Origin of the sequence: Dactylosporangium sp. NBC_01737, from assembly GCF_035963215.1 — a bacterium.
In the GTDB taxonomy this organism is placed as follows: domain Bacteria; phylum Actinomycetota; class Actinomycetes; order Mycobacteriales; family Micromonosporaceae; genus Dactylosporangium.
In genome coordinates, this window is the sequence record NZ_CP109153.1 from 8,234,539 (window position 1) to 8,249,518 (window position 14,980).

Genomic DNA, 14,980 nt, shown 5'->3' on the forward strand with positions numbered 1-14,980 from the left:
GACATGGCGCACATACGGGTCGCCGTCGTCGGGGCCGGCATCGCCGGTCTCGCCTTCGCCGCCACCCTCCACCGGGCCGGCATCGACTGCCACGTCTACGAACAGGCCGAGCGGCTGACCGAGGTGGGAGCGGGAGTCCAGCTGGCACCCAACGCCACCCGGCTGCTGCACCAGCTGGACCTCGGTGCCCACCTGCGCGCCGTCGCGGTCGCACCGCAGGCGATCGAGATGCGTCGCTGGGACGACGGCGGCCTGCTGCAGCGGACGCCACTGGGCGACCTCTGCGTGGGCCGTTTCGGCGCGCCCTACTACACCGTGCACCGCGCGCACCTGCACAGCGGCCTGCGCTCGCTCGTGCCCGCCGACCGGGTCCACCTCGGGGTCCGCTGCACGGCCGTGACGCAGAACGCCGACGAGGCGCGGCTGCACACGGCCGGCGGTGCGACGGTCGCGGCGGACCTGGTGGTCGGGGCCGACGGCATCCACTCGGCCGTCCGCGAGCTGATCGCGGCCGATCAGCCGCGGTACTCCGGGCAGAGCATCTACCGGGGACTGGTGCCGGCCGAGCGGGTGCCGTTCCTGCTCACCGAGCCGCGGGTGCAGCTGTGGTTCGGACCGGACCAGCACTGTGTCTGCTACCCGGTCTCCGCGGGCCGGCAGGTGAGCTTCGGCGCCACCGTGCCCGCCTCGGACTGGCGGGAGGAGTCGTGGTCGGCGCGCGGTGACACCGCCGCGCTCGCCGCCGCGTACGCGGGCTGGCATCCCGACGTCGCCCGGCTGATCGCCGCGGCGGAGACGGTCAGCCGGTGGGCGCTGCACGACCGGGACGGCATCGACCGGCTCAGCGCGCAGCGGGTGGCCGTCATCGGCGATGCCGCGCATCCGATGCTGCCGTTCCAGGCGCAGGGCGCGAACCAGGCGATCGAGGACGCCGTCGTGCTCGCCCGGTGCCTGGCGGAGGCGGGCGCCGGCGGCCTGAGCGCGGCCTTGCGCAGATACGAACGGATCCGCCTGCCGCGCACCAGGCGGATCCAGCAGCAGTCCAGGGACAACGCGCAGACCTTCCACCTGGCCGACGGGGACGAGCAACGCCGCCGCGACACCGCCGCCCAGACCTCGTCGGGTCTGGACGGGCATGCCTGGCTCTACGGGTACGACGTCGAGCACGCCATCACGACCAGCGGGAGTGGATGATGGAACTGACCGGAATAGAGTCGACGGTCGCACTGGTCACCGGTGCGGGACAGGGCATCGGCGCCGCCGTGGCCGGCGTCCTGGCCGGCGCCGGAGCGCACGTCGCGGCCGTGGACCGCAACGCCGAGACGCTCGCCACGGTCGTGACCAAGCTCGAGGCCGAGGGCGAGACGACCCGCGGCTACACCATCGACGTGTGCGACAGCGAGGCCGTCGACGCGCTCGTGCGGCGCATCGAGGACGAGATGGGCCCCATCGGCATCCTCGTCAACGCGGCCGGCGTGCTGCACACCGGGCGGGTGGTCGACCTGACCGACCGGCAGTGGAGCGACACCTTCTCGGTCAACGCCGCCGGGGTGTTCCACGTGTCCCGCTCGGTGGCCCGGCGGATGATGTTCCGCCGCCGGGGCTCGATCGTGACCGTGGCGTCCAACGCGGGCGGCGTACCGCGCCGGGAGATGGCCGCCTACGCCGCCTCGAAGGCCGCGTCGGCCCACTTCACCCGGTGCCTGGGGCTGGAGCTCGCCGACTACGGCATCCGGTGCAACGTCGTGTCGCCCGGCTCCACGGACACGCCGATGCTGCGCGCGATGCTGGGCGAGGGCATCGACCCGCGGCGGGCCGTCGAGGGCTCGCCGGAGGCGTACCGCGTCGGGATCCCGCTGCGGAAACTGGCGCAGCCGCGGGACGTCGCCGAGGCGGTCGCGTACCTCGTGTCCGACCAGGCGGGCCACGTCACGATGCACGACCTGTACGTGGACGGCGGCGCCGCCCTGCACGTGTGACCGCTGTCCAGCGCAACAACAGGAGGTAGACCATGGCGATGACGCCCATCGCGCCGTACCGTATGCCCGGCGCCGGCGACCTGCCGGCCCCCGTCGTGCCGTGGCGCCCCCACCCGGACCGGGCCGCCCTGCTGGTGCACGACATGCAGCGGTACTTCCTGCGCCCGTTCGCGGCCGGGCAGTCCCCGCTGACCGAGCTGGTCGCCAACGTCGTGCAGCTGGTCGTGGCGGCGCGTGCGGCCGGGGTGCCCGTGCTGTTCACCGCGCAGCCGGGTGGCATGAGCCGTGAGGACCGCGGGCTGGTGCACGACTTCTGGGGCCCCGGCATGGGCACCGACGAGGCCGACCGGGGCATCATCGAGGAGATCGCGCCCGAGCCGGGCGACACGGTGCTGACCAAGTGGCGCTACAGCGCGTTCCACCGCAGCGACCTGCAGGAGCGGCTGCGGGGGTCGGGACTGGACCAGCTCATCGTCTGTGGCGTCTACGCACAGATGGGCTGCCTGCTCACCGCCTGCGACGCGTTCAGCCGCGACATCCAGCCGTTCCTCGTCGCGGACGCACTGGCCGACCTGTCGCTGGACGACCATCTCATGGCGCTGCGCTACGCCGCGGCCCGCTGCGCGGTGCCGCTGTCCACGGCCGACGTGCTGGCCGAGCTGAAGAGTCCGTCGCATCATCCATAGCCGAAGGAGCACCAATGTCCGATCGCACGCAGGTCGTCGTCATCGGCGGAACGTCGGGGATCGGGCGGCACTTCGCCCGGTCCTGCGCCGACCGGGGAGACGACGTGATCATCACCGGCCGTTCCGAGGAGCGGACCAAGCGCGTCGCCGACGAGATCGGCGGCCTGACCCGCGGGATCGCCCTGGACCTGGCCGAGCCGGAGCAGGTCGTGGACGCGCTGGCCGGCCTGCACCGGGTCGATCACCTGGTGCTCGCCGCGGTGGACCGGGACTACAACACGGTCCGCGAGTACCGTCCGGCCGCCGCGACGCATCTGCTGGCGGTGAAGCTCACCGGCTACACGACGGTGGTGCACGCGCTGGCACCGCGCATGGGCGACGGGAGCGCGGTCGTGCTGCTGGGCGGTCTCGCCAGCCACCGCCCGTACCCGGGATCGACGACCGTGACGACGGCCAACGGCGGTATCACCGCGATGGTCAGAACCCTCGCCACGGAGCTGTCGCCGGTGCGGGTCAACGCCCTGCACCCGAGCATCGTCGCGGACACGCCGTTCTGGAGCGACAAGCCGGCCGCGCGGGACACCGCCGCGTCCCGCGCGCTCACCAGGCGGCCGGTGACGATGCAGGACTGCGCCGAGGCGATCGCCTTCCTGCTGACCAACCGCGCCGTCAACGGGGTCAACCTCAACATCGACGGCGGCGAACTGCTCATGTGACGCCCGTCGTGACCCGCCACGGCCCCCACCGGCCGGTCGCGCCCTGCCCGTGTTCGCGCTGGGCGCGGGTGTAGCGCGCCGGGTTCCGCGCCGAGAACAGCGCCATGCCGGCCGTGAAACCGGTCACCGGGACCGGGATTCGGGTCCAGTAGGCCGGGCGGCCGTCCACCTGGAACTCCACGTCCGACGACGCCGCCCGGTAGGTGATGGCGTAGTCGTGCACCCGCCCGGGCTCCGTCGCCACGTCCAGCACCACCCGGTGGATGTAGTGCTCGTCCGGGCGGGTCACGCCGGGCAGCACCAGGCGTTCGACCACCGCGTACAGGGTGTCGTTGGTCGCGGCGGCGTTGAGCACGATGCCGCTGTCCAGGTCGAAGAGGTTCACGGTGCCGAAGGCGTCGAGCAGGTCGTAGGGGATCTGGCCGTAGGTGCGCACGCCCATCGTGACCCGGAACGTCAGGCTGCCCTGCTCCGGCGCGCCGAAGCGCTGCACGGACCGGTACATGTGCTTGGCGTTGTTCTGCCGCGGATCGCTGTCGTGGAACCGGGTGAACGGGTGCACGGTCAGCTCCAGGCACCCGTTGCCGGTGCGCACACGCGCGTTGCGGTCCCGGTACGGGTGCACGAGGCCGTCGGCCCCCGGCATCGACATGATCCGCCAGCGGCCGGGATCGAGCTCGCCGCTGGTGAAGTCGTCGTACGTCCACGCGTTGGTCCCCAGTGCCGACGTCATGCAGACACCATCGGCCCGGCGACCGGCCGTGGACATCGCACATCCACGCGGTTCGGCGGCACGACACCTACCGGGAATCCCGTGAATAGGCGATGCCCGATGTGGCACCGGCGGCCGAGACTGCCCAGGAACTGATCGCGACGGCACGACGTCGATTTCGAGGCGTCCTCGACTGGAGGTGTCATGGTCACGACCGACTCGACAATGGCCGATGACCGCTATCTCGCGGTGTACGACAGCCCCGAGTTCAAGACTCTGCGGCGCAGTTCGAACAGGTTCATCGCCTGGGCGAGCATCATCTTCTACGGGTGGTGGCTGGCCGTTGTCGTGCTCGCCGCGTTCGTGCCGCAGTTCTTCCGGCAGAGCCTCGGCGGGCCGATGAACGTCGGCCTGCTCTTCGTGCTGCTGTCACAGATGCTCGTGGTGGCGGTCGCCGTGGTGTATCTGCGGTACGCGCGGACCCGGCTCGATCCGCTGGCCGAGCAGATCCGGGCCGACGCGGAAGGAGATGCCCGATGAACGTCATTCTTGCGATTCCTCAGCCGACGCCGGTGAACAACACCTGGGCGGCGCCCGTGCTCGCCACGGTGCTCAGTGTCGTGCTGGTGGTCGCGGTGCTCGCGCTGGTGTTACCCGTCCGCCGCGGCATCCGTGACGCGGGCGACTTCCTGCTCGGGGGCCGGAAGATCGGCATCGGTCAGAACACGCTCGCGATGGTCGGCTCCGGCCTGATGTACTCGACGGTGATCATCATCGCCGGGCACGTGTCGCTGAACGGCTTCGACGCCATCATGCTGCTGACGGCCTTCACGATGTCGACGGTGCTGGCGGTACTGATCTACGCCTCGCCCGCACGCAACGTGGGCGGCTACACGATCGGCGACATCTTCGTGCTGCGGGCCCGGCAGCGACCGGCCCGGGCCGCGTCGGCGGTGCTCACCCTGTCGATCTACGCCATGTTCATGGTCGCCGTGCTGGCCTCGATCGGTCTGGCCGCCAGCCGCATGTTCACCACCGCCTCCAAGGCGAGCACGCCCTTCGTGGCGCTGGTGATCATCCTGGCCGGCCTGGTCGCGATCCTGCTGGTGTACCTGGGCGGCATGCAGGGACTCACCCGGATGCTGTCGCTCAAGGTCGTGCTGTTCGTCACGCTGGTGGCGGTGCTGACCGTCATGGTGATGCTCAAGTACAAGTTCAACCCGTTCCAGCTGCTCGACGCCGCCCAGGCCAACCAGGTGCCGAACGGGCGCGGCGACCTGCTGGGCCCCGGCCGCCTGTTCGGCAGCGGCGCCACCTTCCAGTCCGGCCAGGACCCGTGGGTCCACCTCTCGAAGATCGTCTCCGTCACGGCCGGGGTCATCGGGATGCCGTTCCTGTTCACGCGGTTCCTCGTCGCGAACAGCGGCCGCGACGCGCGGAAGTCGGCCGGCTGGGCATCGATGATCGCGGTGACGTTCTACCAGTTCATCATCATCCTGAGCCTCGGCGCGACCGCGATCCTCGGCGGCAGCAGCATCGGCAAGGCGTGGGACACCCGCGACATCACGCTGCCGAAGCTCGCCGAGCACCTGGGCGGCAAGACGATGTCCGGCATCCTCGGCGCGGTGGCGATGCTGTCGGTCGTCGCCATCTTCGGGGTCCTGCTGCTCAACGCCGTGACGTCCTACACCAAGGACATCAACGCGTACCGTGGCCGCCGGCTGGAGCCCGCCACCGAGCTGCGGGAGGTGCGGCGCAACGTCCTGGTGATCGGGATCGTCTCCCTCGTCGGCGGGCTGGCACTGGCGCCGATCCTCACCCACGTCTTCATCCCCACGTCGATCGACCTCGGCGCCACGTGCGTCCTGCCGGCGATCGTCTACTCGCTGTTCTGGCGGCGCTTCAACACCCGAGGGCTGCTCTGGACGGTCTACGGCGGCTTCGCCGCAGTCATGATCATGGTGCTGTTCTCCAACGGGATCACCGGCGATCCCGCGAACGCCATGTTCCCCGACATCGACTTCAAGGTCATCGACTTCGAGCCCGGGCTGGTCGGGTTGCCCATCGGCTTCCTGCTCGGCCTCATCGGCACCCTCACCAGCCCCGAGCGCAACGACGCGGCCTTCGCGCAGATGCAGGTCCGTTCCCTGACCGGCGCCGTCATCCCCGCCGGCAGGAAGCCGGCCGCCACGGTCGGCGCGGACGAGCCGGCCCGCGAGATCCGGACACCCAGCGAAGCGCACTGAACAAGCCGCAAACGGTGTGGGGCGGTGCGACCGCCCCACACCCCGTTCGGGAGGATCAACCTTGGATCCGGTACCGGTTCTGGTCGTGGGCGCGGGCCCGGTCGGCATGGTCGCCGCGCTGGCGCTGGCCCGCCAGGGCGTCGCCTGTGTTCTCGTCGACCAGGGCTTCGAGACGTCTGTGCATCCCAAGCTGGACTTCGTCAACACCCGAAGCATGGAGTTCTTCCGGCAGCTCGGCATCGCCGACGGCGTCCGCGCCGCGGGCGTCGCGCCACAGCACCGCTCCGACGTGATCTGGTCGACCGGCCTCGCCGGCGCGCCGATCACCACGTGGGGGCTTCCCTCCGTGGCCGAGCAGTGGCGGTACATCGCCGAGCACAACGACGGCAGCCAGCCGGTCGAGCCCGGCCAGCGCATCTCCCAGGTGGAGCTGGAGCCGGTCCTGCGTGCCCGCTGCCGGCGCAACCCGCTCATCGACCTGCGCTGCGGCCTGCGGCTGGAGTCCCTGAGCCAGGACGAGGACGTGGTGACCAGCCGGCTGGTCGACGTGATGAGCGACCATCAGCTGCAGCTGCGGTCCCGGTACGTGCTCGGTTGCGACGGCGCGTCCAGCCAGGTCCGCAAGGCCGTGGGCATCGGCGAGGAGAGCTTCGACATCCCCGGGCTGCCGGGCGCCTTCATGGTGCACTTCAAGAGCCGCGACCTGGACAGCCTGCACCGGCACGGGCGGTTCTGGCACTACTTCGCCTTCCGGTACGTCATCATCGCCCAGGACGAGACGGACACCTGGACCGCGCACGTCAACGGCATGGAGGCGGCCGAGTTCGACACCCCGCCGACCGATCCCGCGGCGTTCCTGCTCGACACGATGCGCACGGACCTGAAGATCGACAAGGTGCTGCTGACCTCACGCTGGCGCCCCGGGTTCGGGCTGGCGGACACCTACCGGGCCGGTCGCGTGCTGCTGGCCGGCGACTCCGCGCACCGCATGTTCCCCACCGGCGCCTACGGGATGAACACGGGCATCGGCGACGTGCTGGACGCCGCGTGGAAGATCGCCGCGCTGCTGAGCGGCCACGGCGGACCCGCACTGCTGGACAGCTACGAGACGGAGCGCCGCCCGGTCGGCCTGCGCAACCTGCACACGTCGCACCGGCACATCGGCGTCCACCTCAAGGCGGGGAACCTGGTCCGCGAGGGCGCCTCGAACACGGCCGTCGCCTCGTTCCTCGACGCCGCGCGCGGCGAGAACGAGTACCGCGGCGTCGAACTGGGCTACCGCTACGACGGCTCGCCCGTCGTGTGCCACGAGGACGGGCCCGAACCGCCGTGGAGCCCGCAGGAGTACACGCCGACGACCTGGCCCGGTGGCCGCGCGCCCAGCGTCCTGCTGGCCGGCGGGAGACCGATCCACGACCGCTTCGCCGCGTCCTTCACGCTGATCGACTTCGCCGGGGACGGCCGGGCCGCCCCGCTGCTGGAGGCGGCGGCCGCGCAGGGGGTGCCGGTCAGTCACGCCGAGGTGTCCGACTCCCGGGCCCGGCAGGTGTGGCAACGGGATCTGGTGCTCGTCAGGCCGGACCACCACGTCGCCTGGCGCGGGAACACGGCCGGTCCGGACCCGGCCGCCGTGATCCGGCGCGTCCGAGGCGCCCTGTAAACCGGCCGCACCATACGAGGGGGACCGTCATGGCACACTTCGCCGCGCTCGCCGGGCTGGGCAGCTACCTGCCGCCCCGGCTGGTCACCAACGCGGAACTCGCCGCCAGGTTCGACACGTCCGACGAGTGGATCACCAGCCGGACCGGGATCCGCACCCGGCACTGGGCCACGCCCGGCGTGGCCACCAGCGACCTCGCGGTCGAGGCCGGCCACCGTGCGCTGAAGTCGGCCGACCTGCCACTGGAGCCGGGCGCGGTGGACGCCGTGGTGCTGGCGACCACCACACCCGACCACCCCTGCCCGGCGACGGCGCCGCAGGTCGCTGCCCGCCTGGGACTGGGCACCATCGCCGCCTACGACATCGCCGCGGTGTGCTCCGGGTTCCTGTACGCCCTGGCCGTCGCCTCGGCGCAGATCGCCGCGGGGCAGGCGCGGCGGGTGCTGGTCATCGGTGCCGAGACGTACTCGACCATCCTGAACCCCGCCGACCGCACGACATCGGTCATCTTCGGTGACGGCGCCGGCGCCGTCGTGCTCAGCGCGACGCCCGACGCGGACCGGCCCGGCGTCGTCCTCGGCGTCGAACTGGGCTCCGACGGCTCGCAGCAGGACCTCATCATCATCCCGGGGGGCGGTTCCCGGGAGCGTGCGACGCCGGGCAGCCCCGACCCCCAGGGCCGCTACTTCGCCATGCAGGGCAAGAAGGTGTTCGCCGAAGCGGTCACCAGGATGGGTGATTCGGCGTCGGCGTTGCTGGACCGGGTCGGCTGGCCGGTCGAGTCCCTCGACCACCTGGTCGGCCATCAGGCCAACATCCGCATCCTCGCGGCGCTGGCCCAGCGGCTCGGCATCGACGAGGAGCGCGCCGTCGTCAACGTCGACCGCGTCGGCAACACCTCGGCGGCGTCCATTCCGCTCGCGCTGTCCGACGCGGCCGCCGCGGGCACCCTGACCGCCGGGTCGCGGGTCCTGCTCACCGCGTTCGGGGGCGGGCTCACCTGGGGCGCCGCCGTACTGACCTGGCCCCATCTCAACGTGGCCTGACCGGCCCGTTGCCCAACCATCCACAGCACACGTAGAGAGCGAGGCGAACCCTCCGATGAACGCACCGGCCGGGACTCTGACCGGCGACCTGCTGCACCTCATCATCTCCAAGTACTCCGCCCCGGCGGACACCACCGCCGAGACCTCCTTCGAGGAGCTCGGGTTCGACTCGCTCGTCCTCGTCGAGGTGGCGGTCGCCCTGAGCGGCCGCTTCAACATCATGCTGACCGACGAGGATCTCGCCGAGGCCGGCAGCGTCGCCGGGACGGTCGCGCTGATCGAGGCGAAGGGCGTCCAGGTCTGACGGCCGGGACATGCAAGCGATCGTGGCGGGGGAGGCCGGATGCCGGCCTCCCCCGCCGGCGTGGGTACCCGTCCCCGGCGCGGTGACTGACGCGAACGCGCCATTTCCGTTTCCGGGGACGTGGTTGACGGGGCGTGCGGCGTCCCGCGTGGCGTCCGGCAAAGGGCGCTTCCGGCAGCGCGAAGACGTGATACGCGGGCACCCGTGGCTGGGTCACCCTTACCGGGTGGAACCGTCCCGCTGGATCTCGGACTGGGAGCAGACATGCAGCCACCCGGCACTATCGGGCAATCCTCCCAACTCGGGACGCTCGCGGCCGCGCCGGCCGCCCACCAGCCGGAGTGGCAGGACCGCCCCGCCTATCGCGAGGCGTGCCGCGCGCTGTCGTCCGCCCCGCCGCTGGTGACGGCCACGGAGGTCCGCCAGCTGCGCGAGGCCCTGGCGCGACTGGTGACCGGCGATGCGCTCGTACTCCAGCTGGGCGACTGCGCCGAGAGCTTCCACGAGTGCACGCCCCGGCACACCGCAAGGAAGCTGGACGTCATCAACCGGCTGGGCAACCGGCTCACCGAGCTCACCGGCCGCGGTGTCATCCGCATCGGCCGCATGGGTGGACAGTTCGCCAAACCCAGGTCCCAGGCGATCGAGCGGCACGCGGGGCTGAGCATGCCGCCCTTCCGGGGACACATGATCAATTCGGAGGTCGCCACCCCGGCGGCGCGGGCGGCGGATCCGCAGCGCATGGTGCGGGCCTATGAGGCCGGCGACCGCGTGCAGCGGCTGATGCGGACGTACCGGCAGGCGACGGGTCCCGCGGCCGTGGCGGCGGGCCCGTGGTCGAGCCACGAGGCACTGGTCATCGACTACGAGTCGCGGCTGGTCCGCCGCGATCCGGACACGGACGACCGCTACCTGGGCTCGGCCCACCTGCCGTGGATCGGGGAGCGGACCCGGCAGCCGGCCGGCGGGCATGTGGCCCTGCTGGCCTCCGTGGTCAATCCGGTGGGGTGCAAGATCGGTCCGGCCGCGGACCCTGAGGACGTGGTGCGCATGTGCGAGGTGCTCGACCCGGCCCGTGAGCCCGGCCGCCTCGTGCTGATCCCGCGCATGGGCCGGGACCTGGTCCAGGAGGCGTTGCCGCCGATCGTCCGCGCCGTCACGCACGCCGGACATCCGGTGATCTGGCTGAGCGACCCCATGCACGGCAACACCGTGCGGTCCCTGACCGGGCAGAAGACCCGGCACCTCACCGATGTGGTCACCGAGGCGCTGCGCTTCCGTGACGTCGTCGAGGAGCACGGGCAGTACGCCGCCGGACTCCACATCGAGGTCGCGGCGGACGACGTGACGGAGTGCATCGGAGGATCCGTGACCGACGACGATCTGCGGCGGCACTACACGTCGCTGTGCGATCCCCGGCTCAACGCGGAACAGGCCACGGAGCTGCTGGAGGCGTGGGTCAAGGGCACGGTGACGTGCCGGTCCTGACCCGCCCACCACTCGATCGGGTAGGAACACTACCCGACCTGGTGCCCCGGCCGGTGTTGCTCACGGGGATGCCACCTGGCAATGATGCCAGGGCAGGCGTCCTGCTTGCCGATTGACACATGGCGATGACAGGTGAGTGTCCAATGTGGATGGCGTCGGACGATCTGAAGGCAGGCGACGAGGGGCCGGCCGCGCCCGGCGGGACGCCCTCCGTCACAGTGCCGATATCGTCGCTGCTCCCCGGTGACTCACCCCGGGTGTGCGGGGAGAACCCGGAACACATCCAGCTGTTGGTGGCGGCGCGGAGCGTTCCGCCGATTCTTGTGCACCGCAGCACGATGCGCGTCATCGACGGCATGCACCGGCTACGGGCGGCGAAGATGCGGGGTGACGAGACCATCTCCACCAGGTTCTTCGAAGGTGACGACCGGGAGGCGTTCCTGCTCTCCGTCGAGGCGAACATCAGGCACGGCCTGCCGCTGTCCCGGGCCGACCGGGAAGCCGCGGCCCGCCGGATTCTCGTGCTGTACTGGCAATGGTCCGACCGGGCCGTCGCGGCGGTCGCCGGCCTGTCGCCGACCACGGTGAGCGCGATCCGGGGCCGTCTCGACCTCCCGGCCGAGCACGAGAGCCGCCGCATGGGCAGGGACGGGCGGGTCCGCCCCCGCGACGGTTCGGCCGGCCGGCGCCGGGCGGGCGCGGCCATCGCCCGGCGGCCCGACGCGCCGCTGCGCGCCATCGCCGAGGAGGCGGGCGTCTCGGTGGGCACGGCACGGGACGTGCGGGCCCGCCTGCGGGCGGGCCAGGACCCCGTGCCGGCCACCGCCCGCGTGGCCGCCGGGGACGGTGGGACGTCCCTCGACGGTGGCAGCGAGCCGCCGCGGCGCAGGACCGCCGGTCGCACCGTCGACTGGCCCTCGGTGCGGGGCAACCTGAGCAAGGATCCGTCGGTGAAGTACGCGGAGAGCGGCCGCGCCCTCGTCCGGTGGCTCAACACGCACGTGATCGAGCACGGCGGGCTGAGCGACGTCGCCGGCGCCGTGCCGGCACACTGGCGCGGCTCCGTCGCCGAGCTGGCCCGCTCGTGCGCCGAAGGCTGGTTGGCGCTCGCGCAGGAACTGGAGGACGGGACGTGACACAATCCGGGCATGCCGGCACCCGACCTGAGCCGCGATCCCGGTGACGTCCTCGGCACCTGGTCGGCGGCGCCTACGCACATCTGCGTAGGCGACGAGGACCGGGCCGCGCCCGGCGGCGTAGCCGGACGCTCCGCGCACCTGACCCGGCCACCCGGCGTTGCCACTATCATCGGGACATGAGACGCCCAGTGCTGCGCAAACACCTGTCCGTCCCGGCGCAGGACGCACTGCTCGCCGTCTTCATCGCAGTGATGCAGGTCGAGGCCAGCATGGCCAAGCCCCAGGACGTGGGCTCGCGGCCGTTCACCGACTTCGGAAACCTCGGATACGTCCTGCTGACCGTGACCGGGCTGATCCTGGCCGTGCGGCGCCGGTGGCCGGTGCCGGTGTTCATCGCCTCCGCGCTGATCAGCCTGGCCTACTACGCCATCGGCTTCTCCGACGGGCCCGGCTGGATCGGGCTGTTCGTCGCCCTCTACACGCTGACCGCCTACGGCGACGGCCGTAGGTCGCTGGCGATCGCCGGCGGGGGCATCACGGTGCTGGCCACCTGCTGGCTCATCTTCGCCGCCGACATCCAGCCGCGGGCCGCCCTCGGCTGGGTGTTCTTCCGGATCGCGGCGTCGATCATGGCCGCCGCCCTCGGCGAGTCCGTGCGGTCGCGCTCGACCGAGGCGCTGGAGCGCGCCCACAAGGCCGAGATGACCAGGGAAGAGGAGGCCCGGGCGCGCGTGGACGCCGAGCGGCTGCGGATCGCCCGCGAGGTTCACGACACCGTCGCGCACGCCATCGCCATCATCAACGTGCAGGCGGGCGTCACCGCGTATCTGCTGGACAAGGGCCCCGGGCAGGCGCGCCAGGCGCTGGTGACCATCGAGCAGACCAGCGCACAGGCGCTGCACGAGATGCGAGCGGTCCTCGGGGTCCTGCGCGACACCGACAACGGGCGGGTGCCGCACCCCGGCCTGGAGCAGGTCACCGAGCTGACCGCGATGGCGCGCGACGCGGGGCTCGACGTCACCGTGGACGTGACACCGCCCGCGGCGCCGTTGCCGAGCGCCGTGGATCACACCGTGTACCGGATCCTGCAGGAGTCGATCACCAACGTCATCCGGCACGTCGGTCCGACCCGGGTGACCGTTGCGATCGACCACGGAGCCGACGTCCTGGAGGTGCGGGTCACCGACGACGGCGGCGGCAACACCGTCGCGGCCGGCGCCCGGCCGCGGGTGGCGGCCGGCGGCGGCAAGGGCGGTCCGGCGCAGCCGGGCCACGGGATCGTGGGGATGCGGGAGCGCTGTGGACTGCTGGGTGGGGAGTTGACCGCCGGCCCGCGACCGTCCGGCGGGTTCGAGGTCAAGGCGCGGCTGCCGCTGATCCCGGCCGGAGCGTTGCACCTGTGACCAGCGCCGGTGAACCGATCAAGGTGCTGCTCGCCGACGACCAGGCGCTGGTCCGGTCCGGGTTCAAGCTGCTGCTCGACGGCGAGTCCGACATCACCGTGGTCGGTGAGGCGGCCACCGGCGCCGAGGCCGTGGAGCGGGCCAGGGCCCTGCGCCCCGACGTGGTGCTCATGGACATCCGCATGCCGGAGCTGGACGGGATCAAGGCCACCGGCGAGATCGTCCGGACCCGCGGCCTCGAGCAGGTCCGGGTCCTGATCCTGACCACGTATGACACCGACGCGTATGTCTTCGAGGCGCTCCAGGTCGGCGCGAGCGGCTTCCTGCTCAAGGACGCCGGGCCGGCCGAGCTGCTGCACGCCATCCGCGTGATCGCGGCCGGCGAGGCGTTGCTGGCGCCGCGGATCACCCGCCGCCTCATCGCCCAGTTCACCGCCGAGCGGACCGCCACCCAGATCGCGGAGGACCGGCTGGCGGTGCTGACCCAGCGCGAGCGCCAGGTGCTGGCCCTGGTCGGGCAGGGCCTGAGCAACGACGAGATCGGCACCCAGCTGTTCCTCAGCCCGGCCACCGCCCGCACCCACGTCAGCCACGCGATGGCGAAACTGGGCGCCCGCGACCGCGCCCAGCTGGTCGTCGTCGCATACCAGACGGGCCTGGTCAGCCGCGGGCAGTGATCACGGCCGGGTCACCTGGGCAGGCACCACTCCAGCACCGCCATGGCGCTGTGCAGCTTGTGCCGGGCCTGGGTGAACGCGATGCTCCGCGGGCCCTCCAGCACGTCGGCCGTCACGTCCTCGCCGCGGTGCGCGGGCAGGTCGTGCAGGAACACCGCCTTGGGGAAGGTGTCCATGAGTGCCGCGTTGACCTGGAACGGGGCGAACACGGTGCGCCAGTCCGGGTCGGGCTTCGACGTGCCGGTCGTCTGCCACCGGGTGGTGTAGACGACGTCGGCGTCCTGCGGCAGATCGGTCAGGTCGTGCCGTTCGCTGATCCGGCTGCCGTGCCGGTCCGCGAGCGCCGCCGCCTCGGCCAGCAGCGCCGGGTCCAGGCCATAGCCGGCCGGGGTGCGCAGGTCGAGGTGGGTCCCGGCGAAGCGGGGCAACGCCAGGGCGAGCGCGGCGGCGGTGTTGTTGCCCTCCCCGACGTACACGACGCGCAGGTCCTCGACGCGGCCGAAGTGGACCTGCAGCGTGGTCAGGTCGGCGAGGGCCTGGGTGGGGTGCTCGTCGGCGCTCATCGCGTTGACGACGGCACCGCAGTGCGCGGCGAAGGTGCGCATGTCGTCGGGTGACCCGGCGGTGCGGATGACCAGGGCGTCGAGCATGCCGCCGAACACCCGTGCGGTGTCCTGCAGGGTCTCGCCGGTGTTGGTCTGCAGGTCGCCGGGGCCGTAGGCGATGACCTTCGCGCCGAGGCGCAGCGCGCCGGTGGTGAACGCGGTGCGGGTCCGGGTGGAGGTCCGGCTGAAGTAGACGCCGACGATGCGCCCGCGCAGTGGTTCGTCGTGGTCGGTGCGGTCGGCGGCGAACGCGGCACCGCGGTGCACGATCGCGCGCAGGTCGCTGTCGCTGAGATCCCGCAGCGAGATGATGTGCATG

The 14,980-nt window shown here is 71.9% G+C and carries 15 protein-coding genes; 13 read left to right on the forward strand and 2 right to left on the reverse strand.

Going from position 1 to position 14,980, the window contains the following annotated elements; translation table 11 throughout:
• The first annotated feature begins 3 nt into the window (after positions 1-3).
• The 4 genes from OHA72_RS37310 to OHA72_RS37325 are packed head-to-tail and all read left to right on the forward strand — an operon-like array spanning position 4 to position 3,381.
• Positions 4-1,194 carry an FAD-dependent monooxygenase gene (locus OHA72_RS37310; protein ID WP_327000764.1) on the forward strand — a complete coding sequence of 397 codons (1,191 nt, stop codon included), beginning with the start codon at positions 4-6 and terminating at the stop codon, positions 1,192-1,194.
• Complete coding sequence (locus OHA72_RS37315; protein WP_327000765.1) at positions 1,191-1,979, forward strand: 2,3-dihydro-2,3-dihydroxybenzoate dehydrogenase; 789 nt, start codon at positions 1,191-1,193, stop codon at positions 1,977-1,979. The genes OHA72_RS37310 and OHA72_RS37315 overlap by 4 nt, the downstream gene beginning before the upstream one ends.
• Positions 1,980-2,011: 32 nt before the next feature.
• Positions 2,012-2,665 (forward strand): isochorismatase family protein, encoded by a 654-nt coding sequence (locus OHA72_RS37320; protein WP_327000766.1) that lies wholly within the window; start codon positions 2,012-2,014, stop codon positions 2,663-2,665.
• Between the two features lie 14 nt (positions 2,666-2,679).
• Positions 2,680-3,381, forward strand: a complete 702-nt coding sequence (locus OHA72_RS37325; RefSeq protein WP_327000767.1) for an SDR family NAD(P)-dependent oxidoreductase — start codon at positions 2,680-2,682, stop codon at positions 3,379-3,381.
• Here OHA72_RS37325 and OHA72_RS37330 read toward each other — a convergent pair.
• Positions 3,374-4,114: a DUF6081 family protein gene (locus OHA72_RS37330; RefSeq protein WP_327000768.1), complete on the reverse strand. Its 741-nt coding sequence runs from the start codon at positions 4,112-4,114 to the stop codon at positions 3,374-3,376. The genes OHA72_RS37325 and OHA72_RS37330 overlap by 8 nt on opposite strands.
• Before the next feature lie 183 nt (positions 4,115-4,297).
• On the opposite strand from OHA72_RS37330, the gene OHA72_RS37335 reads away from it, so the two are divergent.
• The 9 genes from OHA72_RS37335 to OHA72_RS37375 all read left to right on the forward strand — a co-directional run bounded on the left by OHA72_RS37335 (position 4,298) and on the right by OHA72_RS37375 (position 14,056).
• Entirely contained in the window at positions 4,298-4,633 is a 336-nt protein-coding gene (locus OHA72_RS37335; protein WP_327000769.1) for a DUF485 domain-containing protein, read from the forward strand.
• Positions 4,630-6,339 carry a sodium:solute symporter family transporter gene (locus tag OHA72_RS37340; protein ID WP_327000770.1) on the forward strand — a complete coding sequence of 570 codons (1,710 nt, stop codon included), beginning with the start codon at positions 4,630-4,632 and terminating at the stop codon, positions 6,337-6,339. Before OHA72_RS37335 ends, OHA72_RS37340 begins: the two co-directional genes overlap by 4 nt.
• Positions 6,340-6,400: 61 nt before the next feature.
• A complete protein-coding gene (locus tag OHA72_RS37345; protein WP_327000771.1) occupies positions 6,401-7,999 on the forward strand; it encodes an FAD-dependent monooxygenase in 1,599 nt (532 codons plus the stop codon).
• A gap of 29 nt (positions 8,000-8,028) precedes the next feature.
• The gene (locus tag OHA72_RS37350; RefSeq protein ID WP_327000772.1) at positions 8,029-9,045 is read left to right on the forward strand and encodes a beta-ketoacyl-ACP synthase III; all 1,017 of its coding nucleotides are present in this window, start codon (positions 8,029-8,031) and stop codon (positions 9,043-9,045) included.
• A gap of 55 nt (positions 9,046-9,100) precedes the next feature.
• Entirely contained in the window at positions 9,101-9,349 is a 249-nt protein-coding gene (locus OHA72_RS37355) for an acyl carrier protein (protein WP_327000773.1), read from the forward strand.
• Positions 9,350-9,613: 264 nt separating this feature from the next.
• Positions 9,614-10,837: a 3-deoxy-7-phosphoheptulonate synthase gene (locus tag OHA72_RS37360; protein WP_327000774.1), complete on the forward strand. Its 1,224-nt coding sequence runs from the start codon at positions 9,614-9,616 to the stop codon at positions 10,835-10,837.
• A 338-nt stretch (positions 10,838-11,175) separates the two neighbouring features.
• Positions 11,176-11,973: a ParB/RepB/Spo0J family partition protein gene (locus OHA72_RS37365; RefSeq protein ID WP_327000775.1), complete on the forward strand. Its 798-nt coding sequence runs from the start codon at positions 11,176-11,178 to the stop codon at positions 11,971-11,973.
• Between the two features lie 179 nt (positions 11,974-12,152).
• Positions 12,153-13,379 carry a sensor histidine kinase gene (locus OHA72_RS37370; protein WP_327000776.1) on the forward strand — a complete coding sequence of 409 codons (1,227 nt, stop codon included), beginning with the start codon at positions 12,153-12,155 and terminating at the stop codon, positions 13,377-13,379.
• Complete coding sequence (locus OHA72_RS37375; RefSeq protein ID WP_327000777.1) at positions 13,376-14,056, forward strand: response regulator transcription factor; 681 nt, start codon at positions 13,376-13,378, stop codon at positions 14,054-14,056. The genes OHA72_RS37370 and OHA72_RS37375 overlap by 4 nt, the downstream gene beginning before the upstream one ends.
• A gap of 11 nt (positions 14,057-14,067) precedes the next feature.
• On the opposite strand, the gene OHA72_RS37380 is transcribed toward OHA72_RS37375, so the two are convergent.
• Positions 14,068-14,979: an ornithine carbamoyltransferase gene (locus OHA72_RS37380; protein WP_327000778.1), complete on the reverse strand. Its 912-nt coding sequence runs from the start codon at positions 14,977-14,979 to the stop codon at positions 14,068-14,070.
• Position 14,980: the final 1 nt, after the last annotated feature.

What these genes read in the sequence shown, in the direction of transcription:
- OHA72_RS37310 (WP_327000764.1), top strand. Translation starts at nt 4, where the DNA reads ATGGCGCACATACGGGTCGCCGTCGTCGGGGCCGGCATCGCCGGTCTC.
- OHA72_RS37315 (WP_327000765.1), top strand. Translation starts at nt 1,191, where the DNA reads ATGATGGAACTGACCGGAATAGAGTCGACGGTCGCACTGGTCACCGGT.
- OHA72_RS37320 (WP_327000766.1), top strand. Translation starts at nt 2,012, where the DNA reads ATGGCGATGACGCCCATCGCGCCGTACCGTATGCCCGGCGCCGGCGAC.
- OHA72_RS37325 (WP_327000767.1), top strand. Translation starts at nt 2,680, where the DNA reads ATGTCCGATCGCACGCAGGTCGTCGTCATCGGCGGAACGTCGGGGATC.
- OHA72_RS37330 (WP_327000768.1), bottom strand. Translation starts at nt 4,114, where the DNA reads ATGACGTCGGCACTGGGGACCAACGCGTGGACGTACGACGACTTCACC.
- OHA72_RS37335 (WP_327000769.1), top strand. Translation starts at nt 4,298, where the DNA reads ATGGTCACGACCGACTCGACAATGGCCGATGACCGCTATCTCGCGGTG.
- OHA72_RS37340 (WP_327000770.1), top strand. Translation starts at nt 4,630, where the DNA reads ATGAACGTCATTCTTGCGATTCCTCAGCCGACGCCGGTGAACAACACC.
- OHA72_RS37350 (WP_327000772.1), top strand. Translation starts at nt 8,029, where the DNA reads ATGGCACACTTCGCCGCGCTCGCCGGGCTGGGCAGCTACCTGCCGCCC.
- OHA72_RS37355 (WP_327000773.1), top strand. Translation starts at nt 9,101, where the DNA reads ATGAACGCACCGGCCGGGACTCTGACCGGCGACCTGCTGCACCTCATC.
- OHA72_RS37360 (WP_327000774.1), top strand. Translation starts at nt 9,614, where the DNA reads ATGCAGCCACCCGGCACTATCGGGCAATCCTCCCAACTCGGGACGCTC.
- OHA72_RS37365 (WP_327000775.1), top strand. Translation starts at nt 11,176, where the DNA reads ATGCGCGTCATCGACGGCATGCACCGGCTACGGGCGGCGAAGATGCGG.
- OHA72_RS37370 (WP_327000776.1), top strand. Translation starts at nt 12,153, where the DNA reads ATGAGACGCCCAGTGCTGCGCAAACACCTGTCCGTCCCGGCGCAGGAC.
- OHA72_RS37380 (WP_327000778.1), bottom strand. Translation starts at nt 14,979, where the DNA reads ATGCACATCATCTCGCTGCGGGATCTCAGCGACAGCGACCTGCGCGCG.